The following is a 19,719-nucleotide window of genomic DNA, read 5'->3' on the forward strand; positions in this document are numbered from 1 at the left end:
ATTTCATGCTGAAACACCCAGCTTTATCGCTGGCAATCGCCCTTGCCAGCGCCACGCCACTCGCCCATGCCCTCGATGGCACAGCCGGGAGCAGCCACTCTGTCGCCTCGCGCATGCAAGCGGAAACGTCGAAGGCCGCCGACCCCGACGCGCCCGCGCCGCTGCCCGTGCCCAGCGACATCTCGCTGGCCGAACTGGAGCGCCGCCTGGCGCTGGGTCAGGCGCAGGCCGCTGAAAAACACTATACGAGCGCGCTCGGTCCGGCCGTGCTGAGCACCTTGGCGCAACAGATGGGCTGCCAGGATATCATCGGTGTGCAACCGTTCGGCTTCCCGCTCGATCCAACGCAGCCCAACGTCCTCAGCGGTGCCCACCTGCTGGCCCGCTGCCCGGACCGGGCCTACGTGACCATCACGGCGATGTCGATGGCGGGCAAGGCGGGCAAGCGCGCCAGTCTTTCACCGCAATCGTTCAACCAGACGGTGGATGGCCGGCCCGCGCGGCGCCTGTATTACAAGGCGTCCAACGGCCGCCAGAAGGAAACGCTGACCATCATCGATGGCAACTATGCGTATGCGCTCGAGTACTGGTCGCTCGACGACAGCCAGCAAGGCGGCATGGTCGGCAAGCGCCGCATGGAAACATTGACGTTGCCGCAACAAGACGGGCGTAAATAGATAAAATACTGTATATTTGTACAGTTATTCACTATTATCCTGCCCAGTATGCCTGCACACCCGCACATCGAATTACCCTACACCATCTGCGTCAGCGCCACGATCGACGCGGAGGTCGAGCAAGCCATCCTCGAGGGCTTGAACGCCTACAACGATGCGATCACGGGATACCAGGACAGGCAGGTATTGAGCGTGGTCGTGCGCGACCGCGACAGCCAGCGGGTGCTGGGCGGCGCCATGGGCCGGACCTCGCTGGGCCTGCTGTTTCTCGATTTGTTTTACTTGCCCGCCGCCTTGCGGGGACTGGGCCTGGGCAGCCAGATACTGGCGCAGTTCGAAGAGGAAGGGCGCCGGCGCGGCTGCGCCTCGGCGGTGCTGTACACCATCAGTTTCCAGGCGCCCGAATTTTACGAGCGCCGCGGCTGGCGCCGCTTTGGCGACATCGCCTGCAGCCCCGAAGGCACGAGCCGGGTGTTCATGAGCAAGACCTTGTAGGCTGTAAACAGCAGTGGCTGGCTGCAAAGCTGCCGCCAGCCACTGTCAACCACGGTCAACAAGCGCTGCTTACATGCCCAGCGACTTGAGCAGGTCGGCGTTGTCGTCGTCTTCCGGTTCCGCCGCAGGTGCGGGGGCGGCGTTCCGTTCGCGGTTCGCGAATTCGCCATCCATCAGCGAGTCGGCATCGACTTCGCGCGAATCGAAATCGTGCAGCTTGATGAACTCGGTACGGTCGATCGCCAGTTCCAGGTAGAAAATATTGTTCTTTTCCGTGTAGAAAGTGACGCGACGCATTTCCGGGCGGTCCAGCGGCGTGTCGACGCTGAGCATCACCTGCTTGTTCAGCACCAGCATCTTCGGCTGGCTCTGGGTGATGTTCGTTTGCAGCTCGCGGCGTACCTTGCCCGTGAAGTCGCCCACGATCTGGTTCATCAGCTCGCCCATGATGTTCGACACTTCGTCCGACGTGTAGAAGCTGGCCAGCTCCGACTTCGGCATACCCATGTGCAACATGTAGCGCTCGTAGATTTCCATCGCCGTATCGGCGGCAAAATTGAGCACGACCAGGCCCGTGAAACCGCCATCGAACATCACGAAGCAGCCGATGTCCGGCTTCAGGCCCGTCTTGGTGATGCGCTGCACCATGCCCGAATAATTGACCTTGCTTTGCGTTGCAACGTTGAGCACCCGAACCACCGAGTTGCACAAACTCATCAACAAATCTTCTGTACCGTACACAACATCCTTTTCTGCATCCATGAGCAACCTCTCCTACTATTTTAAAGATGACAGCACTGTTCCCTGCCCGCCGCGAGCCGAAACACGACCGTTTCGCTCAGCAAGCGGACGACTTCACCTTTGCATGTCTGACCTTGCTTGGCAGCGCGCGCCGCGTCGCCGCCGGCCCGAACCACCCTCGTAACTTTTTCTGTATAGAAATAAGTATCAGATGCGCAGAATACCGAGATGTAACATTTCCGTCCAGCCATACCTGCATTTACTTGACGATCTGTGCGGAAATACCATACCTGGCCAGGCCATGGGCATGGGCGCAGGAAAAAGTGACTAGAAATCAAGTGCGCGCAAGACCACGCCGCTGACCAGCAGATCGCGGCTCAGGCAGGAGAAGGCACGCTGGCCGATGCGCAGACGGTGGGTGTCGAAGATGGCCAGCAAGTCGCCGCCCTGCCCCTGGTCCAGGCTGTGCAATGCCGTAACGGTGATGCGGCACGTCTTTTCCGCGCCGAAAACGGACAAATGGAAGCGGATCGCGTCTCCCGCCTGCTCGAGCGCGATGCTGTCGCGGAGAATTTCATAGGGCATGGCCGTGCGGCTCCTGGCAAGGTTGTCGCGGCAATGGCGCAAGCTCGGCGCCATTTCCCGCTGGGAATACGCCGAGAATAGCGGCAAGGTGCGCAAGCTACCGTCTGCCACCGAACATAAGTGCATACCAGTAGTCGCTCGTGTGTGGCCCTTGTTGCAGCCAGGCATGACACCTAAAATAGTGTTTTATATCAAACATGATCGTGACGGCAAGCGATGGCACGGTCGCCCACAATGCAAGGAAGTCAATGAGCACACTGTTAGAGCAGGCAACGGGGGAAATGATGGCAGCCGTAGAAGAGTGGTTTGTAGAGCGCCTGAAGCGCACCGACCTGGAAAGCGCCGTGAATCGCACCACCTTACAAATGGGCATCTTCAACGAGTTATTGCTCGACTACAAACCCGGACGCAGCATGGCCGACGATTTCCAGCTGGCCGATGCCGAGGATTTCGCACCAAGAAGGACGCCATCGCGCCTTGATGAAGCCGTCGTGCGCGACATCATCGCGCCCCAACTGGTTGCCATGGTGCTAGCGAGGCTGGAAACACTGGCGGACACGCCCCTGATCGACTACCGCTTCAGCTTTCGCGGCAAATTCCAGACGGCACAGGGCATGCTGCACCTGAACCTGCTCGACTACGTCAACGAAGGCAAGCGCAAGACCCTGCTCGAGCGCATACACAGCTACGTCACGCAAAAACTTGAACACGGCAAGCGGCCGACGAAAAAGCTGGAAACCTTCTTCCTGACCCGCCATCTGCTCGATCCCCAGCTGTTTCCGCAACCTGATATCGGCTGGACGCTGGTGCAATTCGAACGCATCGAGCAGCTGAACAAATCACGCCCGCAGGCGTTGGCCGAACATCGCGGCGATATCATCCAGGCCGTGTCGGCCTGGGCGGAAAAGCAATTTCTGCCGCAGTTCTATGATGTGCAGCAGTCAAGCTACCGCAGCGCGGAATACAGCTTGAAGGCGGGCGCGGCGCCAGACGCGCAGGCGCTGGCGCCGATTGACCTGCTGTTGTATGGCGCCGTCATGATACTGCGGCACGAACCGAGCTACGCCAAATCGACAGGCCTCAAATTCCTGGAAATCGCGCGCGAACTGGGCAGCGAACGGGCCGTGCGCATGCTCAAGGAAGGCAGCGGCACTTTCCCCGATGCCGACATCCACGTGAAAAACGCGCTGCTGGAATGCCGCGCCAACGATGTGTTTGCCACGATCAGCATCACCATCACACAGGAAGAGGAAGGAGCGTATGCGCAGGCGCTGGCCTTCATCACGCATTTGCTGCAAGCCGGCTTCCCGAAAAGCTACCAGATCAAGCTCAAATCCAAGGTCAAGACATATTTGCCGATCAAGGGACTGGCGAAATCCGATACGCATCGCTTCTTTGCCAACGCCCTCGCCCATGCGTCCTTGCAGCCGCAGCTGGAAGCGTATGCACAGGCGGCCATCGAGCAATTCGAATTCTATGCCGACACGGAAGGCGAAAAGAATTGCATGCCAGGCAGTTACGCCGTGTTTGGGCTGGGCTTGCTCGATGCCCGCTATTTCCCGCTGGTGCAGCATTACATGAAGAATATCGACGAGGAACACCAGTCCGTGCAAGACCAGTTCACGGCGGCCTTCGCCGAACAACATGGCGTCACGCGCGACTCCGCTCCCGTACTGGCGGCGTGCCTGCGCGCGTGCACGGATAACGCAAAGGTCAAGATCCAGGCGGAACTGGAGGATGTCGAGAAACTGGAACTGTTCTGCCAGCAACTGCAAGGGCTGGACGGCTATCTGGTCGAGCACATGCTGTATCCCGTCTGGGGCAAGCTGGAAAAACTGGCTGCCCTGGCGCGCAAGGCGCAAGGCCGGCGCAAGGAGCTGCTGCTGGCCCTGCTTGCAGCGGCCAGCAAGGCTGACACGTGAAGTGTGCAACGTTATGACTTTCACCATCTATAATGCGCGCGCCAGAGTTGCTATGGAGCATCTTTTGGCACCTGACATTGAATCGTGGAGAAAATACATGCGCAAGCCATTCCCTGCCGCCAGACTGCTGGCCGCCACCTTCGCCGCCGCACTGATGCAGCCCGCCATCGCCGCCGACGCCGCAGAGCTGGCGCCGCTGGCCGTCGCCGACCTGTACATCAAGACCATCATCAACCAGGATGAAGCCAGCGTCGCCAAGCTCAACGCCTACCTGCGCCCTACCCGTCTGGCGGGCCAGCAAAGCGCCGAGTATGCGTCGTACAGCGCCCTGAAGGAAGCAGACGCCCAGTTTCCAACGCAAACGGGCAAGCTGATCGCCGACCTGTTCCCCGCCGACATGCGCGCAGCCGTCACGCCGGCCGCCGAACTGCTGGCCGCCAATGTCATCGTCGCCAAGAATGGCGCCGCGTGCCAGGCCACCAAGGCGGACCCGGTGACGGTGCAAAACGGCATGCAGACGGCTGCCGTCAGCTTCGAATGCCAGGTCGTCAAGGTGCCGGTGGCATGGGCGACCGCCGCCCAGCAACTGGCGAAGAGCGGCTGCAAGGTCGAGCAATGCAAGGACGGACTGCAAAAGATCGCCGCAACCTACACGAGCTCGCCAAAGCAGACGTGGCGCGCCGTGTTTGCCGTCAGCCGCGAAAAGAACTCGGAAGCGTGGCGCAACGATTTCGCGCGCGAAACCTTCGATGAAATCTGGGAATACCTGTAATCCTTTACGGAGTTCTAAACTGCCGATGGACAAGCCCAAACTGACCCCGGTCGCCCAGCCCGCAGGCCTGGCCTTGCTGCGCATGCTTGCCCCCGAGCATGTGGAGGTCACGCTGGGCGCGCAAGTGCTGGCGCAAGACCTGCACGCCCTGCACGGCAAGCAATTGCTGGCGCTGCTGCGCCGGCTGCGCGCCGCCCAGTCCAACCAGCAGCACTATGCGGGCGCCAGCGTCGAGCAGGCCGAACAGATGTTTGGCGCCGCCATCGCCGCCGTCAAGGCCGAGCTGGCCACGCGCCCGCATATCCCCAACAAGCAGGAAGCGAAGGCTTTGCGTCAGGCGGCGGCAAAAAAGCGCTGATCGAGGCGCAAGCCGGCCGCCGGCAAGACCATCCCGTGCGCGCAAGCACGCCAGCCCCCTTCTATAATCGGAAGCTCTCCTGTTTCCGCTATTGAAAGACGTCCATGCCCACACGATTTTCCCGCCGCGTATTGAGCGCCCTTGCTTTCTCCGGCCTGGCCGCCATGCAGGCGGCCCATGCCCAAGCTATCGGCCCCATCGACGCGCGCGCCGTCTGGCAGGAACGCTCGCTGTCGGCTTGCCGCAGCGAACAATCGCCGACGGCGCCCGACGTCTGCCTGCTGCGCACCATGCAGCGCAGCGGCGCGCACCCGCAAGCCATCGCCGCCGCCAGGATGCTGGTGAAGGCGGACAAGGCCGGCTTCATCTCGGCCTGGCGCCCGCTGGGCAAGGCGGCCCTGGCTACCGTCACCTATCCATTCCGCGCCAACATGAACGAAGGCACCTTGCTGATCGGCAGCGATGGCGCGGCCATCGACGTCGACGAAGGTTCCGTGCGCGAGGAAGACCGCGCCACACCGGCCTGGCGCGCATTTGCCGCCGCCCATCCGGACTCCGTCCCGTTTGCGCCCGCCGATTTCCTCGGCAGCACGGCCACCAGCGATGGCGGCCAGCGCCTGCTGTTTTCCACGCCCCTGATCACTTGCCATGCCTGCGCCGAGGATGGCGCGCTACTGGTCGCCTACACGGTCGACAAGGCCGGTATCGTGCGCGAGCGGCAACTCTTGACGATCAAATAATGCTGCATCAAAGATAAGATAGAATCGCCCGATGGCATGTCCATACGCGTACATGCCATCGATCCAACTCTTATCACGGGAAAACATGCGCCGCTCTTGCCTTGCACTGCACCTCACCGCCGCCCTGCTGCTGTCCAGCCCCTTCCATCTCGCCACTGCCGCGCCCGCCATTACCGCGGCCTCCAGCGCGGCCACGCCGCTCGTCATCGGTGAAAGTTTCAGCATCGATTCGCAGGCGCTGCAGGAAAAGCGCCACATCAATGTGTACATGGCGCGCGCCTGGGATACGCCGCCCGATGCGCCACTGCCCGTGCTGTACATGCCGGACGGTGGCGTGGCGGAAGATTTCCTGCACGTGGCCGGCTTGCTGCAAGTGATGGTAGCAAATGGCACGATGCGCTCCTTCATGCTGGTCGGCATGCAAAACACGCAGCGCCGGCGCGACTTGACGGGGCCGACGGACAGCGCGGAAGACCGCAAGATCTCCCCCGTGGTGGGCGGCGCGTCCACCTACCGGGCCTTCATCCGCGATGAACTGATGCCGGAAATTGCGCGCCGCTACCGCACGACGGGCGAAACGGCTATCGTCGGCGAATCGCTGGCCGGCCTGTTCGTGGTGGAAACGTATCTGCTGGAACCGCAGCTGTTCGACCATTACCTGGCGTTCGACCCCAGCCTGTGGTGGAATCGCGGCGCCCTGCCGCGCGAAGCGGCAACCTTGCTGGCCAAGGGCAAGCCAGGCAAGCCAGGCAAGCGCAGCCTGTACCTGGCGTCGAGCAGCGAAGCGGGTATCGCCATCGAAGTGCAGCGCCTGGCCGACGTGCTGGCGAAACAGGCGCCGTCCGGCCTGCAATGGCATGTGGAAAAGATGCCGGAAGAAACCCATGGCACGATCTACCATCCCGCAGCCCTGAAGGCTTTCCGCGCCGTGTTCAAGCCGCAAGAGCCGGCCCGGCAGTAAGACATGGACAAACTGTAATCTGGCGCGGGGCTGGCTCGCCACATCTGGCGGGTAAAATCGGCGGCCCTGCTTTTCCCGCCCGAGTACAGATACCCATGAGTTTTCTTCAACTATTTATTCTTTCCATCGTCCAGGGCTTCGCCGAGCTGCTGCCCGTGTCCAGCTCCGCCCACGTCATCATGGCGGAGAAACTGATGGGCCTGGACCCGACATCGCCGGAACTGACCATGCTGCTGGTGATGCTGCACACGGGCACCATGTTCGCCGTCATCGTGTATTTCTGGACATCCTGGCGCGCCACCTATTTCAGTTCGGCCAGCGCTTTTCGCAGCAACGTCCTGCTGCTCGCAGCGGCCACGGCCCTAACGGGCATCGTCGGCTTCGGCTTGCTGAAGGGCATTACGCACGTCATGAGCAAAGATGCGCCCGGCTTTGAAATCGAACACCTGTTCGGCAACGCGAAACTGATGGCCGTCGCGCTGGCCGCCGCCGGCGTGCTGATCATCGTCTCCTCGCGCCAGCAAGGGCGCCAGCATGGCACCTTGTCCATCGGCAAGGCAATGGTGATCGGCGCCGTACAAGGCCTTTGCCTGCCCTTCCGGGGCTTTTCCCGTTCGGGCGCCACCATTTCCGCCGGCATCGCCATGGGCGTGCCGCAGCGCCGCGCCGAGGAATTCAGCTTCGCCTTGGCCGTCGTCCTGACGCCGGCCGTGCTGGCCAAGGAAGGCTGGCGCTTCTACCAGGCCGTGGCAAATGGCAGCCTGGACCAGTTGGAACACGGCAACAGCCTGCTGCACCTGCTCGGCCCCAGCCTGCTGGGCATGCTGCTGTCGTTCCTGGCCGGCTTGCTGGCCCTGCGCTGGCTGTCGCGCTGGCTCGAACAAGGACGCTGGCATTTCTTTGGTGCGTATTGCCTGGCCGCTTCCATGGTGGTGCTGTACCTGGGGTAAAATCGCCGGGTTTGCAATTTGCAACCATCCATCCCAGCCAGGTTTTACTGAAAGCCAACGATGAATTTCGCCGCCACCGCCGCCCTCTCGCTTGCCATGTCCACCGATGCCTTCGCGGCCGCCGTGGGCAAAGGGGCCGCCCTGCACAAGCCGCAATGGCGCGAGGCGCTGCGCACGGGCCTGATTTTTGGCGTCATCGAAGCCATCACGCCCATCATCGGCTGGGCCCTGGGCAGCGTGGCGGCGCCCTACGTGGAAGCGTGGGACCACTGGATCGCCTTCAGCCTGCTGGGCATCATCGGCTTGCTGATGATACGCAATGCCTTGAGCGATAGCGACGAGGAGGAAGCGCCGGCCCAGTCACACTCGTTCTGGGTGCTGGCCGTCACGGGCCTGGCCACCAGCATCGACGCCATGGTCGTAGGCGCGGGCCTGGCCTTGCTGGGCGCGAATATTGTCGTCACAGCCGCCGCCATCGGCTTTTCCACTTTCGTCATGGTGACCCTGGGCGTGATGCTGGGCCGCGTGCTGGGCACGGTGGCGGGCCGGCGCGCCGAACTGGTGGGCGGCCTCGTGCTGATCGTCATCGGCTGCGTGATCCTGTACGAGCATATCGGCCATCCGGCCTGAGGTCCGGCAGCCGATACGCGCGGCCCCGGCGGCGCGCTTTGTGCTACATTCAATGCTCTGCATTCCTGTCTCACAAGGTGACCATTATGGAAACTATTGAGCTGCTTTTTGCCTCGCTGGTGCGCGAAACGGCCGAGTCGATACGCGACCACCACATTCCTTTTGCCATCAAACACGACGAGCGCGCCTATTTCGAGTGGATGGATGGACACCCGATCAATGGCTATATCCAGGAAGCGTATCGGGAGATCGAGGAAACCGCCCAACAGATCCGCGCCATACGCGCTGGATGATGACGGCTGCCGCAAGCTACTGCGTACTGCGCGGGGCGCCTTGCGGCTGGCGATGCTCACCGCACTTCAGTGCGGTTGCGCTTCTCAGCCACAAATCACCTCGCTCGCTACGCTTGCGGCAGCCGTCGTGACGTTCGTTGGATGGTGGTCAAGAATGTGGGTATTGATTCAGATCAAACACTCAACCGTTCTAATCGAATCGTTAGTCCAAAGCCATGACAATCAGGTCTGGAGGCGGGATACATGGATCAGGGACAAAAACACCAGATCAGAGGGTATAAATTTCATGTGGCGGGGGCGCTGGAGAAGGATGGGCGCTACCGGGGCATGATTTTGATCAGCAAGCGCGGCGATACGCAGCAGGTGTATGCCAAGCCCGTATTGATAGAAACGCCGAGCAGTTTCAAGTCCGTGCATGCGGCCTTGATCGAAGCATCGGCGTATGCGCAGGAACTCATCTATAACGGCGCCATCAAGGCCTTGCTGCCGGCCGATGGGCAGCTGGCTGGAAAACAGGCGTCGCAGCCGCCGGATTTCGTCGGTAACTGACGCAGGCAAGCCCATCCGGTCGTCCGGGGCGGCGCGTATAATGACGCGCTTTCCCGGATGAAAACTCAACACCATGGAATTTGTGAATTTACCGCTGGTCTTCCTCGTCGGCTGCGCCCTGATCGCCTTGCTGGCCAAGAAAAATGGCTACTCGTGGTATCTGTTTTTCTTCGCGATTGCCGTGCCCGCCCCCCTGTTACTGCTGGCCTTGCCTTATGTACTGGGCGTGGAGATCGCATCGCTGACCTCCGTACGCTTGGGCGCTACCCTGCTGCTGCCGTTCGCCGGCCTGCTGCTGGCCTTGCGGGGCAAGCGCTAAGGCGACTTCAGCGCGCCGGCACGCCATCGGCCAAGCGCCAGCCGATCGACAAGGCCAGTTGCTGCGCTTCCTTTTCATTGCTGCAATCGTCATAGTCGCAGGTGTCCGCATAGGCGCCGCACGCCTGGTTCTGGCTGACATACGAGCCGACCCAGCGGCCATCGCGGCGCTGGCTGGCCGTGGCGCTGATGATAAAACCTTTGTGGATGGTGGGATTTTCAAAAGACATATTTCCTCCGAGGCGAAAGCGTCAGGGACCTGACAGACCTCACTGTGCGCCCGCGCGCGCAAGCAGTCTGTACGTTTGATCACACACAGAAAGCACGCACGCGCCTGCCTCGCGGCGCCCGGTGATCGGGTATGATTTCAACATGTGTGGACGACTCGATCAAAATGACACGGCGCCCGAGCTGGCGTCATCGTTCGGCTGGACCGACGCGGTATTCGACAGCGAGGCCGAGCCGCACCTGAACGTGTCGCCCGGCACTTACCGGCCCGTGCTGCATATCCAGGATGGCGTGCACAGGGTCGACGATGTCTTCTGGGGCTACCGCCCCGCCTGGGCCGCGCAAGCCATGCTCGCGCCCGGCAAGAAAAAAATCCCCATCGCCATCAACGCCCGCCTGGAAAAACTTGCCGGGTCCTACTGGAAGCCCCTGCTGCGCGCGGGACGCGGCATCGTCTGCGTGCATGGCTGGTATGAATGGACGGGAGAAAAAGGCAGCAAGCAGCCGTGGCACATCCACCGCAAGGACCGCGCGCCCCTGTTCCTGCTGGCGCTGGCCCAGTTCGGCCCGTACAAGCACAGCCGCGAAGAAGCGGGTTTCGTGCTGGTGACGGCCGACAGCCTCGGCGGCATGGTCGACATCCACGACCGCCGGCCCGTGGCCGTCAGCCTGGAAGACGCGCACCGCTGGCTCGACCCCGCATTGACGCCAGAGCAGGCACTGCACCTGGCGCGCACCTGCATGCTCGACGTGGAACTGTTCGAGTGGCATGCCGTCGATAATCCCCTCGTGCCGTCGGCCAAACCCAAGCCGCCACCACCGGCCGCGGCGCAAAGCGCGTTCGACTGGGGCGACTAACTCAGGCGGGCAATCGCGCCAGCCGGCGCCACAGCGCTTCCATTGGTCCCTGGCGGAAATGCCGCAGCCAATAGCAGCTCAGCAGCACCTGCCCTGCCATGATCAGCACGGCCAGTCCCAGCATCTCGGCCGGACGCAGCGTTCCGCCCCAGCCCAGTCCCGGCCCCTGCAGCAGCCAAGTGCCGATCAGGGATTGCAGCAGATAATTACTGAGCGCCATGCGTCCCACGGGCACCAGCCATACCGCTAGCCAGCGCAGCATGAAAGGACCGGCCAGCATCAGCGCCGCCACATAGCCGGCCGCCAGCACGGGGCCGCCGGCGAACAGGCCCACTTCGAACAGGGCCGTGTCGAATACGGTTTGATACGGATCGGTCACCTGCCACGCGACGGCGCCCGCCGCCAGCAGGTTGAACGGCAAGCCCACGCCCAGCCCTGCGGCACGCACGCGGCGCCATAGCAGCTGGTGGCGCTGCGGCTGCGTCAGCCAGCCACAGCGCACGGACAAGATGCCCAGCAGGAACAGCACGATGATGTGCGGCAGCATGACGATGGCGTACAGCAAGGAGACGAGAAAATCGTTGGCGCGCAGTCTGGCCACGGCCAGCACATTGCCCTGCGTGTAGATGGCGTAGCGGTCCGCAAAGCCTTGCAGGTCGCGCGCGATGTCCGGCGCGCCGCCCTGCTGGTCCATGGGAATCAGCAAGCACATGAATAATAGAAAACCGGCGGCCACCAGCCAGGCGCGGTTGCGTATGCGGCTCAGTTTGGCGGCTGCCAGCGGCAGGATCAGCATGCCGGCCACCGCATACGAGGTCAGCACGTCGCCGCTCCAGATGAGGAAACCGTGCAGCAGGCCAAACACGAGCAGCCAGCGCAGCCGGCGCCGATAGGCCGCTTGCGCCTGCTCCCAGCTGCCCAGCTGGCGTTTCAGGGAACGTGTCTGCAGGGCAAAGCCGGCGCCGAACAAAAACGCGAAGATGGGATAGAACTTGAATTGCGCCAGCGCCGCCACGCCAAAAATGACGAGCTGGTCGAGTACAGGCGGCTGGGCCGGCAAGGTGCCGTAGCGCAGGGACAAGGTGCCCCAGGCAAAGCCCCAGATATTGACCAGCAAGATGCCAAACACGGCGATGCCGCGCAGCACGTCGAGCTGCAGCAATCTGCCGGGTTTGGCGCTCATGGAGTTCAGGGACGCGCCAGGGTCGGGTAGTCTGTCACTTGCAGGCTGAAGCCGGACGCATCCGATTGCAGGCGTGCGTGTCCGCCGAACGGCAAAGTGACCCGGCGGCGGATATGGCCGAACTCGAGCCCTGTCAGCACGGGCACGGGCAGGCGTTCGCGCACGTAGGCCAGCATGGCGTCGAAATCGTAGCCATTGTCCATCGGACTCAATTTATAGGCGGAAAAATCGCCGAGCACCACGGCTTGCTGGCGCTGAAATACGCCCGCGTGCAGCAATTGCAGCAGCATGCGCTCGACCCGGTACGGGTGTTCGTTGACGTCTTCCAGGAACAAAATGCCGCCATCGATCTCGGGGAAATACGGCGTGCCGAGCAAGTGGACCAGCATGGCCAGGTTGCCGCCCCACAGCTTGCCTTGCAGCGCGACCTGCGGATTGCCCGCCGCCGTGCCCGTGACCGTGTGCATGGGGCCGGCCAGGCACGACCACAGTTGATCGAGCGTAAATTGCTCGGGCTCGTCACGGATGAAATCGTCGCAGATCATGGGGCCGGCAAAGCTGGCGCGGCCCGTTTTCGCCATCAAGCCCATGTGGAAGGCTGTGAAGTCGCTGTAGCCGACAAACAGTTTGCCGCTGTCCGCCATGGCGGTAAAGTCGATCTCGGGCAGGATGCGGCTGATGCCGTAGCTGCCGCGCAAGGCGATCACCACCTGCACGGCCGGGTCGGCAGCGGCCGCGTTCAGCTGCGCCAGACGGCCCGCATCCGTGCCGCCGAAGCGCTGGAATGTGTGGTCGGGGTCGTAGTAATTGTGGACGGTGGCGCCTTGCGCCTGCAAGCGGGCGATGCCGCGTTCCAAAGCCGCCGCGTCGGGCGCATAACCGCCCGGCGCGACGATGGCGATGCCAATCTCAGGTGTCTTCAAAATGCCCGTGCCTTCAAAAATGGTGGGCGCGCCTAGGCTGGCTGGGAGCGCATCTGGGGCGCCATCTTACCTTGCAGATGCACATCGATCAAGGCAAGCAGGCGCTCGATCAGCTGGGGCGGCATGTCGTGCCCCATGCCTTCGATCACCTCGAGCCGGGCGCCCGCGATCAGCGCCGCCGTATCGATGCCGCAGGCGACGGGGATCAGGGGGTCGGCCGCGCCATGGATCACCAGCGCCGGACAGCTGATGCTCGGCAACAATGCCGTGCGCTCGCCCGAGGCGGCGATGGCCACCATCTGCCGCGCCACGCCTTCGGGGCAGCTGCCGCGCTGCAGCGCCGCTTCGATGCGCTGGTACAGCAGTTTTTCCGACACGGGATAGGCAGGGCTGCCGATGACGCGCACGGTGGCCGCCATGTGCGCCATCAGTTCGGCGCGGCTGGCATTGCGTTTCGGACGTTGCAATAACGCATTGCGCGCGGCCCGCGTGGGGCCGGGCAAGCCGCGCCGGCCGCTGCTCGACATGATGGACGTCAGGCTGAGCACCTGCAGCGGCGCGCGCGCCGCCATCACTTGCGCGATCATGCCGCCCATCGACACGCCGATCACGTGCGCTTGCGCAATGCGCAGGGCCGCCAGCAAACCGAGCGCGTCGTCCGCCATGTCATTCAAGGTGTAGGAAGTTTTGAGGGGCCAGCCCAGCAAGTTTTTCACGTAGGCCAGCGGCAGATACGGTTTGCCCGCCAGCGCCATCTTGCTCGACAGGCCGCTATCGCGGTTGTCGAAACGTATCACGTGAAAACCTTGCTCGACGATGCCTTCGACGAAGTCCGCCGGCCAGGCAATCAGTTGCATGCCCAGGCCCATGACGAGCAGCACGCACGGATCGTTGGGGTCGCCGTGGCTTTCATAAGCTATGTTGAGGCCGTTCGCCATGATGGTTGCCATGATTGCCTCTCTTACAGGAACCAGCACGCAGGCACGATCGCTGCGGCCTTGCAACCAGCATACCACTATTGTGCTTCAGACATGAGACCGGCACGCGGCACTCAGCTGAAGTGTTGCCGCGCCGGTACGGCGCGCGGCAACCTTGCTGCACCTTACTTGGCCTTAGGCAAGGAATCGGCCAAGTCCACCCACGCTTGCGGCTGCGGTTTACCGCGTTCGCGCACGCCGAAGAAGGAGACCACTTGCGTGCCTTCCTTGTCGAAGAATTCGACAGAAGTGACGCCGCCGCGCTTGACGACCCAGCCGCTGCGCAGGGCCGTGTCGCGGATGTGCAGGTTGAAGTCCGGGTCCAGCACGTTGAAGAAGCCGCCGGCGGCCATGGTTTTTTCGATCTTGCCGCTGTAGATCTGCGTCAAGCCTTCATTGCCCAGGAACACCATGATGGCGACCTTGTCCTTGGCCGCGTTTTCCAGCAGGGTGCGCAGCGCTTCCGGCGTCACGCGCTCGACCACGCCGGCCGGCGCCAGACGCAGCGCCTGTTCGCGCGACAGATGGAACTCGCGCATGATTTGCGCAAACTGGTGCACGTCCGTCATGTCTTTCCAGGCCAGCTGGAATTCCTTGACGTCGATTTCGGCGTCCGGCTTTTCAGCGGCCTTGGGCGCCACGGCCAGCACGTTCAGCTCGGCGCTTTGCTGAGGCATGCGGAAGGTGGCCACCAGCTTGTCGTAGACGGCCACGCCAGGCTCGTTGCGCAGGTAGATCTTGTGCACGGCCGTGCCGTTGGCATCAAAGAATTGCAGGCTGCGCGTCGGCTTGCCATCGCGGCCCGCTTGCTCCACGGCAAATGCATATTTCCAGTTTTCAAAGTGGAAACGCAGGTCGATCTGGCCGCCCAGGTAGCCGCCCGCGATATTGCGCTGGCGCGCTTCCGTTTCCGGATCCTGCTTGGCGTCGGCCTGTTCCGACTTGTCGCCCGCCTGCTTGAACTTGCTGGCGACGCCCGTCGTTTCAATGACGCCGTTTTCATTGCGCGTGATCGCTTGCACGATGCCCAGGTCCAGCGCGGCGCGCATGATTTCACGCGGCTGGTTGCCGTCGGCCTGCAGGCGCGTGACGCCCTTGCCGATATTGGTTGCCAGCAATTGTGCTTCGGACACACCCAGCGCGCGGGCCGCGTCGCGGATCTGCAGCTTCGGCTGTTCCGTGCGCAAGGTGGACCAGCGTTCCGCCAAAGTGGCTGGGGCCGCGTATGCGTTTGCGATCAGCAGGCTGCCTAGCAGGGATAGAACGAGTTTGGATAACTTCATAGAGAGACCATTCAATCAAACATGGAAAAACAGAGGGGCAAGCACCCCTCCCCGGTTAAAAATCAATAACTGATGCTGAGACTGGCGGCGACGTTGCGGCCCGGCTTGGCGTAGCGCTCGATCTCGGCACGGCTGGCGGCCGTGGTGCCGGCGGACAGGCTGCGCGAGGCGGCGTAATCCCAGTACTTGCGATCCGTCAAGTTGTACACGCCGACGATGATCTTGGCGTTCTTGTGCACGTTCCAGTAAGTCGACAAGTCGAAGATGGTGTACGACGGCACCTTGAAGCGCGGCGCGGTCGAGCCCATCAGCAAGTCGTTCGGCGCCTGCTTGTCGCCGGCATGCAGCGCCGTCAGTTCCAGGCCGAACAGCATGTTGCTGTGGTCGTAACCGAAGGTCAGCGCCGTCTTGGCTGGCGCCACCGAGGCCAGGCCGCCGCTCTCGCCCGTCCGGGTATTGAAGGAGCGACCCTTGGCCACGCCCGTGGCCAGGTCGACGCGATAGCCCTGCATGGCCGGTGCCCAGGCACCCAGCTCCGCGCGCAGGGTCAGCTCGCCGCCCCAGGTACGGGCATCGCCGATGTTTTCCGGGCGGAACAAACCCTGCACGATGGTGGGATAGTTCACGGGATCATCTTCCTGCATCACGTACTCGATCATGTTCTTGTATTCCGTCTGGTAGACGGACGCGTGCATGCTCAAGCCCTTGACGAGGTCGCCCTTTAAACCCAGTTCATAGGCCTGGCTGGTTTCCTTGCGCAAGTTCGCATTGCCCAGCACGGCATAGCCCGTCCCGCGGCCCGTGTAGCTGAAGGAATCATAGGTGCCCGTGCGCTCGGCCGCCGTCGGCAGGCGCGTGCCGCGCGTCACGGTGGCGTAGGCGTTCATTTGCGGCAACACTTCCACGGACAGGCTCAGGCTCGGCGTGAAATAGGTGTCGCTTTCCTTGCGCACTTCCTTGGCCGCGTTCGGCACGGCGATCACATAGTTTTGCAGGTTTTTCGGCTCGTTCTTGCGGTAGTCGGCACGCAAGCCCGGCGTCAGCACGGCTTTCTTGCCGGCCAGATTGAAACTGAGATCGTCGCGCACGTACAGGGCCAGCTTGGTTGTGTCCATGTCGGCCATGCGGTTCTTGTTGGTGATCTGATGCTGGCCCGTGGCAACGATGACACGGTCTTCGCGCCATGGACGGCGCGTTTTCAGCTGTTCCAGCTGCACGCCGTACAGCAGCGCATTGTTCGCATTGAGCTGCTTGAGCGCTTCCGACGTCAAGCCGATGCTGTCATTCTTGAAGCTGGTGTCGATGGTACGCTGTGCCGGGCTGCCGAAGGTGTAGAGGCCTTGCGTCTTGTCATCGGTTTTCGCATTCTGCAGATACACTTTCGACGTCAGGCGGTCGAACAGGGCAAAATCCTTGAGCACCACGTCATGACCCAGGCTGACGCGCGTGCGCCTGGTGGTGGAATCCTGCTGCACGCCGGTCGGATAATACGTGCTGACCTTGTTGCGCAGATCGCGCTTGTTCTTGCGCTCGAACATATCGACCGTCAAGTCCAGCTTCTGTTCGCCAGGCAAGGTCCACACCAGCTTGGACAGCAAGGCGTTCGAATGCCAGTCGTCGGGATTGACGGTAGCGCTGCCGCGGCTGTCAAGCTGCTCGCCATCGCGGTGCACGTACACGGCCAGTCCTTGCAGGCTGGCGCCGAGCTTGGCGGCGCCCGTCAGGGTGTGCGCATTGCTGCGGTCGGCCGTCGCGCGGCCGTATTTATAGGCCACGTAATGGTCTTGCCCTTCACCCAGGTAATCCTCGGGCGACTTGGTGACAAAGGCCACACCGCCGCCCAGGCCAGGACTGGCGCCGCTGACGGCCGTCGTGCCCGAATCAATGCGCACTTCGCGGAAGGTTTCAGGATCGAAATAATCACGGCCCGTGCCGAAGGCATTGAGGGTATTCCCATCGGGCTTAGGTGCCGCGTCGGGCAAGGAAATGCCATCGACGTCCAGGCTGACCCGGTTGCCTTCCAGTCCACGGATGTTGTAACCCGTGTTGCCCGAACCATCCCACACGCTGCCGGCGCCCGAGGCCGCCATTGGCGTGCTGATCAACGGCTGGTAGCGCACGATGCCACCCATGTCCGTCACGCCACGGCGCTCCAGGTCGTCGCTGCTGATGACCGTCTTGGTGCCGGCGCGGCGCTCGTAATCCTGCTTGGCATTGACGACGATTTCCGGGAAGACAGGCAGCTTGGCCGGTTCCTGGGCGGCCGTGCCCGCGTTGATGGCGGCATTTTGCGCAACGGCAGGCAGCATCGGTGCGGCGAACAGGCCCAGCAAGGCGGCGCGCAGCACCAGGTTGTGGCGGCGGGCAGGCAGATGAGCTGGGGATACGACGGGTGCAGCGGTGCGCTGCGGAAGCACAGTAGTCATGATGGTCCGGTCTAAGAGTAAAGGCTGGCTCTTGAACCCGGATCGATAACGATGCGCAAGGAAAGTTTGCTGGCGAAAACAATACTGTAACACGAATCATTCTCATTTGAGAATGACAATTGGTCTAGACAGATGTTATTTCGCAACAATTATAAAAATGCCAGCCGGGATGGCTGGCACATTGGACTGATGTCAGGCCGGCGGATGGGCCAGCTTGCGCGCCTCGGCCTGCGCGCGGCGGCGCTCGGCAAAGAAACGTCGCAGAAAAGCGCCGCACTCATCGGCCAGCACGCCGCCTTCGATAGCCGTCTGGTGGTTCAGCGCCGGCTGCTCGAACAGGTTCAGCACGGAACCGCAGGCGCCCGTCTTCGGGTCGCCCGCGCCATACACCACGCGGGCCAGGCGCGCATGCAGCATGGCGCCCGAACACATCACGCACGGCTCCAGGGTCACGTACAGCTCGCAGCCGGGCAAGCGATAATTGCCCAGCTTTTCGGCGGCCGCGCGCAGCGCCATCACTTCCGCGTGCGCGGTCGGATCGTGGCGGCCGATGGGCTGGTTGTAGCCGACGGCGATGACTTCGCCATCCTTGACGACGACGGCGCCAACGGGCACTTCACCGAGGTCCCACGCGTGCTGGGCCTGCTCCAGGGCCAGCTGCATGTAGCGCGCGTCCTGCGCGCTAGCGTGCGTTTCAGTCATCGGTGACTTCTGCCCAGCAATTCGGCGTTTCATGCAGCACCAGCTTATGCAGGTGCAAGCCCGTGCCGAAATGGTCGGTAAACGCGGCCTTCAAAATGTCGAAGGCGATGCGCGCCAGGTTTTCCACGGTCGGAATGCGGTCGATGACGACGGTTTTATGGTCAGGCAGACTGGCCAGGAAGTCGCGCACGGTCGTGTCTTTTTCGTAGACGAGGAAGGCGTGGTCCCAGACGTCGACCAGGTGCTGCTTGGCCAGGGTTTTCACGTCGGAAAAGTCCATGATCATGCCATTGTCGGAATTGCCTTCCGCTTCGATGACCTTGCCGACCAGAGTGATTTCCACCGTGTAGCGGTGGCCGTGCAGGTTGCGGCACTGGCTTTTGTGGTCGGGAATGCGGTGGCCCGCGTCGAATTCGAGCTTGCGTGTGATAGTCAGCATATGTGTTGTTAAGGTATTTGCAGCAGTTTATGGGTTTGCAGGCTCAGCTTCCACTTCGGGTTGCTTTTGCACGTTTCGATGGCCAGCTTCATGTTGTGCGCGGCCAGGGGGCCATCCATCGCCTGCACGAAGAAGTTCTGGAAATCCAGTTGTTCGTAGGCAGCCAGGTCTTGCTGGAACTGGGGAATGACCACCTTGATTTCATTGCCTTTGTGGACGACCAGTGTGGAACCCATCTTCGGGCTGACGCAGATCCAGTCCACGCCGGCCGGCACGGGCAAGGTACCGTTGGTTTCGATGGCGATGGTAAAGCCGACCGCGTGCATGGCGTCGATCAGGGCCGTATCCAGCTGCAGCAGCGGCTCACCGCCCGTAAACACCACGTATTTGCTCGGTGCATAGCTGGCCGGCCACAGGCTGTCGATCAGCGCGGCCAGTTCCTGCGGCGTCTTGAATTTGCCGCCCAGTTCACCGTCCGTGCCGACGAAATCCGTGTCGCAGAACTGGCACACGGCCGTGGCGCGGTCGCTTTCGCGGCCCGTCCACAGGTTGCAGCCGGAAAAGCGGCAAAACACGGCCGGACGGCCCGCGTGCGCACCTTCGCCCTGCAGGGTGTAAAAAATCTCTTTGATGCTATAAGTCACTGTATTTCCTAAGAGCTGGCTGGCGTCCTCGCGCAGGGCGTACGCAGCGATGCCGGCGCATACCG

At 62.4% G+C, this 19,719-nt stretch carries 24 protein-coding genes; 13 read left to right on the forward strand and 11 right to left on the reverse strand.

The window, feature by feature from the left end; genetic code table 11:
* Positions 1-5 precede the first annotated feature (5 nt).
* A complete protein-coding gene (locus MRBLMS1_RS00290; protein ID WP_485877037.1) occupies positions 6-677 on the forward strand; it encodes a hypothetical protein in 672 nt (223 codons plus the stop codon).
* 48 nt (positions 678-725) lie between these two features.
* A complete protein-coding gene (locus MRBLMS1_RS00295) occupies positions 726-1,172 on the forward strand; it encodes a GNAT family N-acetyltransferase (RefSeq protein ID WP_485877039.1) in 447 nt (148 codons plus the stop codon).
* A gap of 69 nt (positions 1,173-1,241) precedes the next feature.
* Here MRBLMS1_RS00295 and MRBLMS1_RS00300 read toward each other — a convergent pair whose 3' ends face one another.
* Both MRBLMS1_RS00300 and MRBLMS1_RS00305 read right to left on the reverse strand, forming a co-directional pair.
* On the reverse strand, positions 1,242-1,934 hold the full coding sequence (locus MRBLMS1_RS00300) for a DUF3334 family protein (RefSeq protein ID WP_034756036.1): 693 nt from the start codon (positions 1,932-1,934) through the stop codon (positions 1,242-1,244).
* Between the two features lie 306 nt (positions 1,935-2,240).
* The gene (locus MRBLMS1_RS00305; protein ID WP_485877041.1) at positions 2,241-2,624 is read right to left on the reverse strand and encodes a DUF1488 family protein; all 384 of its coding nucleotides are present in this window, start codon (positions 2,622-2,624) and stop codon (positions 2,241-2,243) included.
* 122 nt (positions 2,625-2,746) lie between these two features.
* Between MRBLMS1_RS00305 and MRBLMS1_RS00310 the strand changes: the two genes are divergently transcribed.
* The 10 genes from MRBLMS1_RS00310 to MRBLMS1_RS00355 all read left to right on the forward strand — a co-directional run bounded on the left by MRBLMS1_RS00310 (position 2,747) and on the right by MRBLMS1_RS00355 (position 9,992).
* The gene (locus MRBLMS1_RS00310) at positions 2,747-4,420 is read left to right on the forward strand and encodes a DUF6138 family protein (RefSeq protein WP_485877043.1); all 1,674 of its coding nucleotides are present in this window, start codon (positions 2,747-2,749) and stop codon (positions 4,418-4,420) included.
* A 97-nt stretch (positions 4,421-4,517) separates the two neighbouring features.
* A complete protein-coding gene (locus MRBLMS1_RS00315) occupies positions 4,518-5,192 on the forward strand; it encodes a hypothetical protein (protein WP_485877044.1) in 675 nt (224 codons plus the stop codon).
* Between the two features lie 25 nt (positions 5,193-5,217).
* On the forward strand, positions 5,218-5,550 hold the full coding sequence (locus MRBLMS1_RS00320) for a hypothetical protein (RefSeq protein WP_485877046.1): 333 nt from the start codon (positions 5,218-5,220) through the stop codon (positions 5,548-5,550).
* A gap of 104 nt (positions 5,551-5,654) precedes the next feature.
* The gene (locus MRBLMS1_RS00325; protein WP_485877048.1) at positions 5,655-6,290 is read left to right on the forward strand and encodes a hypothetical protein; all 636 of its coding nucleotides are present in this window, start codon (positions 5,655-5,657) and stop codon (positions 6,288-6,290) included.
* Between the two features lie 85 nt (positions 6,291-6,375).
* Entirely contained in the window at positions 6,376-7,251 is an 876-nt protein-coding gene (locus tag MRBLMS1_RS00330) for an alpha/beta hydrolase (RefSeq protein WP_485877050.1), read from the forward strand.
* 95 nt (positions 7,252-7,346) lie between these two features.
* Complete coding sequence (locus MRBLMS1_RS00335) at positions 7,347-8,201, forward strand: undecaprenyl-diphosphate phosphatase (RefSeq protein WP_485877052.1); 855 nt, start codon at positions 7,347-7,349, stop codon at positions 8,199-8,201.
* Positions 8,202-8,261: 60 nt separating this feature from the next.
* Positions 8,262-8,831 (forward strand): manganese efflux pump MntP, encoded by a 570-nt coding sequence (mntP, locus tag MRBLMS1_RS00340; protein ID WP_034756017.1) that lies wholly within the window; start codon positions 8,262-8,264, stop codon positions 8,829-8,831.
* Between the two features lie 86 nt (positions 8,832-8,917).
* Positions 8,918-9,124 carry a hypothetical protein gene (locus MRBLMS1_RS00345; RefSeq protein WP_046682793.1) on the forward strand — a complete coding sequence of 69 codons (207 nt, stop codon included), beginning with the start codon at positions 8,918-8,920 and terminating at the stop codon, positions 9,122-9,124.
* 243 nt (positions 9,125-9,367) lie between these two features.
* Positions 9,368-9,673 carry a hypothetical protein gene (locus MRBLMS1_RS00350; protein ID WP_485877055.1) on the forward strand — a complete coding sequence of 102 codons (306 nt, stop codon included), beginning with the start codon at positions 9,368-9,370 and terminating at the stop codon, positions 9,671-9,673.
* A 73-nt stretch (positions 9,674-9,746) separates the two neighbouring features.
* Complete coding sequence (locus MRBLMS1_RS00355) at positions 9,747-9,992, forward strand: hypothetical protein (RefSeq protein ID WP_485877056.1); 246 nt, start codon at positions 9,747-9,749, stop codon at positions 9,990-9,992.
* 7 nt (positions 9,993-9,999) lie between these two features.
* On the opposite strand, the gene MRBLMS1_RS00360 is transcribed toward MRBLMS1_RS00355, so the two are convergent.
* Positions 10,000-10,221 (reverse strand): hypothetical protein, encoded by a 222-nt coding sequence (locus MRBLMS1_RS00360; protein WP_034756009.1) that lies wholly within the window; start codon positions 10,219-10,221, stop codon positions 10,000-10,002.
* Positions 10,222-10,363: 142 nt separating this feature from the next.
* On the opposite strand from MRBLMS1_RS00360, the gene MRBLMS1_RS00365 reads away from it, so the two are divergent.
* On the forward strand, positions 10,364-11,077 hold the full coding sequence (locus MRBLMS1_RS00365) for an SOS response-associated peptidase (RefSeq protein ID WP_485877058.1): 714 nt from the start codon (positions 10,364-10,366) through the stop codon (positions 11,075-11,077).
* Between the two features lies 1 nt (position 11,078).
* Here the strand turns inward: MRBLMS1_RS00365 and MRBLMS1_RS00370 are convergent, their stop codons facing one another.
* The 8 genes from MRBLMS1_RS00370 to queE all read right to left on the reverse strand — a co-directional run bounded on the left by MRBLMS1_RS00370 (position 11,079) and on the right by queE (position 19,654).
* Positions 11,079-12,260 (reverse strand): DUF418 domain-containing protein, encoded by a 1,182-nt coding sequence (locus tag MRBLMS1_RS00370; RefSeq protein WP_485877060.1) that lies wholly within the window; start codon positions 12,258-12,260, stop codon positions 11,079-11,081.
* Positions 12,261-12,265: 5 nt separating this feature from the next.
* Positions 12,266-13,183 carry a muramoyltetrapeptide carboxypeptidase gene (gene ldcA / locus MRBLMS1_RS00375; RefSeq protein ID WP_485877062.1) on the reverse strand — a complete coding sequence of 306 codons (918 nt, stop codon included), beginning with the start codon at positions 13,181-13,183 and terminating at the stop codon, positions 12,266-12,268.
* Positions 13,184-13,215: 32 nt separating this feature from the next.
* Positions 13,216-14,133, reverse strand: a complete 918-nt coding sequence (locus MRBLMS1_RS00380; RefSeq protein WP_485877063.1) for an alpha/beta fold hydrolase — start codon at positions 14,131-14,133, stop codon at positions 13,216-13,218.
* 152 nt (positions 14,134-14,285) lie between these two features.
* The gene (locus MRBLMS1_RS00385) at positions 14,286-15,443 is read right to left on the reverse strand and encodes a hemin-degrading factor (protein ID WP_485877065.1); all 1,158 of its coding nucleotides are present in this window, start codon (positions 15,441-15,443) and stop codon (positions 14,286-14,288) included.
* 62 nt (positions 15,444-15,505) lie between these two features.
* Complete coding sequence (locus MRBLMS1_RS00390; RefSeq protein ID WP_485877067.1) at positions 15,506-17,869, reverse strand: TonB-dependent hemoglobin/transferrin/lactoferrin family receptor; 2,364 nt, start codon at positions 17,867-17,869, stop codon at positions 15,506-15,508.
* 192 nt (positions 17,870-18,061) lie between these two features.
* Entirely contained in the window at positions 18,062-18,571 is a 510-nt protein-coding gene (gene tadA / locus MRBLMS1_RS00395) for a tRNA adenosine(34) deaminase TadA (RefSeq protein ID WP_139089227.1), read from the reverse strand.
* Positions 18,564-19,010, reverse strand: a complete 447-nt coding sequence (gene queD / locus MRBLMS1_RS00400; RefSeq protein WP_436547489.1) for a 6-carboxytetrahydropterin synthase QueD — start codon at positions 19,008-19,010, stop codon at positions 18,564-18,566. The genes tadA and queD overlap by 8 nt, the downstream gene beginning before the upstream one ends.
* A gap of 8 nt (positions 19,011-19,018) precedes the next feature.
* Entirely contained in the window at positions 19,019-19,654 is a 636-nt protein-coding gene (gene queE, locus MRBLMS1_RS00405) for a 7-carboxy-7-deazaguanine synthase (protein WP_485877070.1), read from the reverse strand.
* Positions 19,655-19,719: the final 65 nt, after the last annotated feature.

It is taken from the genome of Massilia sp. LMS1-1-1.1 (assembly GCF_040815535.1).
Taxonomy (GTDB): Bacteria; Pseudomonadota; Gammaproteobacteria; order Burkholderiales; family Burkholderiaceae_D; genus Janthinobacterium; species Janthinobacterium aestuarii.

Bases quoted from the DNA above. Each gene is read 5' to 3' on its own strand.
- MRBLMS1_RS00290 (WP_485877037.1), top strand. From the start codon at position 6: ATGCTGAAACACCCAGCTTTATCGCTGGCAATCGCCCTTGCCAGCGCC.
- MRBLMS1_RS00295 (WP_485877039.1), top strand. From the start codon at position 726: ATGCCTGCACACCCGCACATCGAATTACCCTACACCATCTGCGTCAGC.
- MRBLMS1_RS00300 (WP_034756036.1), bottom strand. From the start codon at position 1,934: ATGGATGCAGAAAAGGATGTTGTGTACGGTACAGAAGATTTGTTGATG.
- MRBLMS1_RS00305 (WP_485877041.1), bottom strand. From the start codon at position 2,624: ATGCACTTATGTTCGGTGGCAGACGGTAGCTTGCGCACCTTGCCGCTA.
- MRBLMS1_RS00310 (WP_485877043.1), top strand. From the start codon at position 2,747: ATGAGCACACTGTTAGAGCAGGCAACGGGGGAAATGATGGCAGCCGTA.
- MRBLMS1_RS00315 (WP_485877044.1), top strand. From the start codon at position 4,518: ATGCGCAAGCCATTCCCTGCCGCCAGACTGCTGGCCGCCACCTTCGCC.
- MRBLMS1_RS00320 (WP_485877046.1), top strand. From the start codon at position 5,218: ATGGACAAGCCCAAACTGACCCCGGTCGCCCAGCCCGCAGGCCTGGCC.
- MRBLMS1_RS00325 (WP_485877048.1), top strand. From the start codon at position 5,655: ATGCCCACACGATTTTCCCGCCGCGTATTGAGCGCCCTTGCTTTCTCC.
- MRBLMS1_RS00330 (WP_485877050.1), top strand. From the start codon at position 6,376: ATGCGCCGCTCTTGCCTTGCACTGCACCTCACCGCCGCCCTGCTGCTG.
- MRBLMS1_RS00335 (WP_485877052.1), top strand. From the start codon at position 7,347: ATGAGTTTTCTTCAACTATTTATTCTTTCCATCGTCCAGGGCTTCGCC.
- mntP (WP_034756017.1), top strand. From the start codon at position 8,262: ATGAATTTCGCCGCCACCGCCGCCCTCTCGCTTGCCATGTCCACCGAT.
- MRBLMS1_RS00345 (WP_046682793.1), top strand. From the start codon at position 8,918: ATGGAAACTATTGAGCTGCTTTTTGCCTCGCTGGTGCGCGAAACGGCC.
- MRBLMS1_RS00350 (WP_485877055.1), top strand. From the start codon at position 9,368: ATGGATCAGGGACAAAAACACCAGATCAGAGGGTATAAATTTCATGTG.
- MRBLMS1_RS00355 (WP_485877056.1), top strand. From the start codon at position 9,747: ATGGAATTTGTGAATTTACCGCTGGTCTTCCTCGTCGGCTGCGCCCTG.
- MRBLMS1_RS00360 (WP_034756009.1), bottom strand. From the start codon at position 10,221: ATGTCTTTTGAAAATCCCACCATCCACAAAGGTTTTATCATCAGCGCC.
- MRBLMS1_RS00365 (WP_485877058.1), top strand. From the start codon at position 10,364: ATGTGTGGACGACTCGATCAAAATGACACGGCGCCCGAGCTGGCGTCA.
- MRBLMS1_RS00370 (WP_485877060.1), bottom strand. From the start codon at position 12,260: ATGAGCGCCAAACCCGGCAGATTGCTGCAGCTCGACGTGCTGCGCGGC.
- MRBLMS1_RS00380 (WP_485877063.1), bottom strand. From the start codon at position 14,133: ATGGCAACCATCATGGCGAACGGCCTCAACATAGCTTATGAAAGCCAC.
- MRBLMS1_RS00385 (WP_485877065.1), bottom strand. From the start codon at position 15,443: ATGAAGTTATCCAAACTCGTTCTATCCCTGCTAGGCAGCCTGCTGATC.
- MRBLMS1_RS00390 (WP_485877067.1), bottom strand. From the start codon at position 17,869: ATGACTACTGTGCTTCCGCAGCGCACCGCTGCACCCGTCGTATCCCCA.
- tadA (WP_139089227.1), bottom strand. From the start codon at position 18,571: ATGACTGAAACGCACGCTAGCGCGCAGGACGCGCGCTACATGCAGCTG.
- queD (WP_436547489.1), bottom strand. From the start codon at position 19,010: ATGCTGACTATCACACGCAAGCTCGAATTCGACGCGGGCCACCGCATT.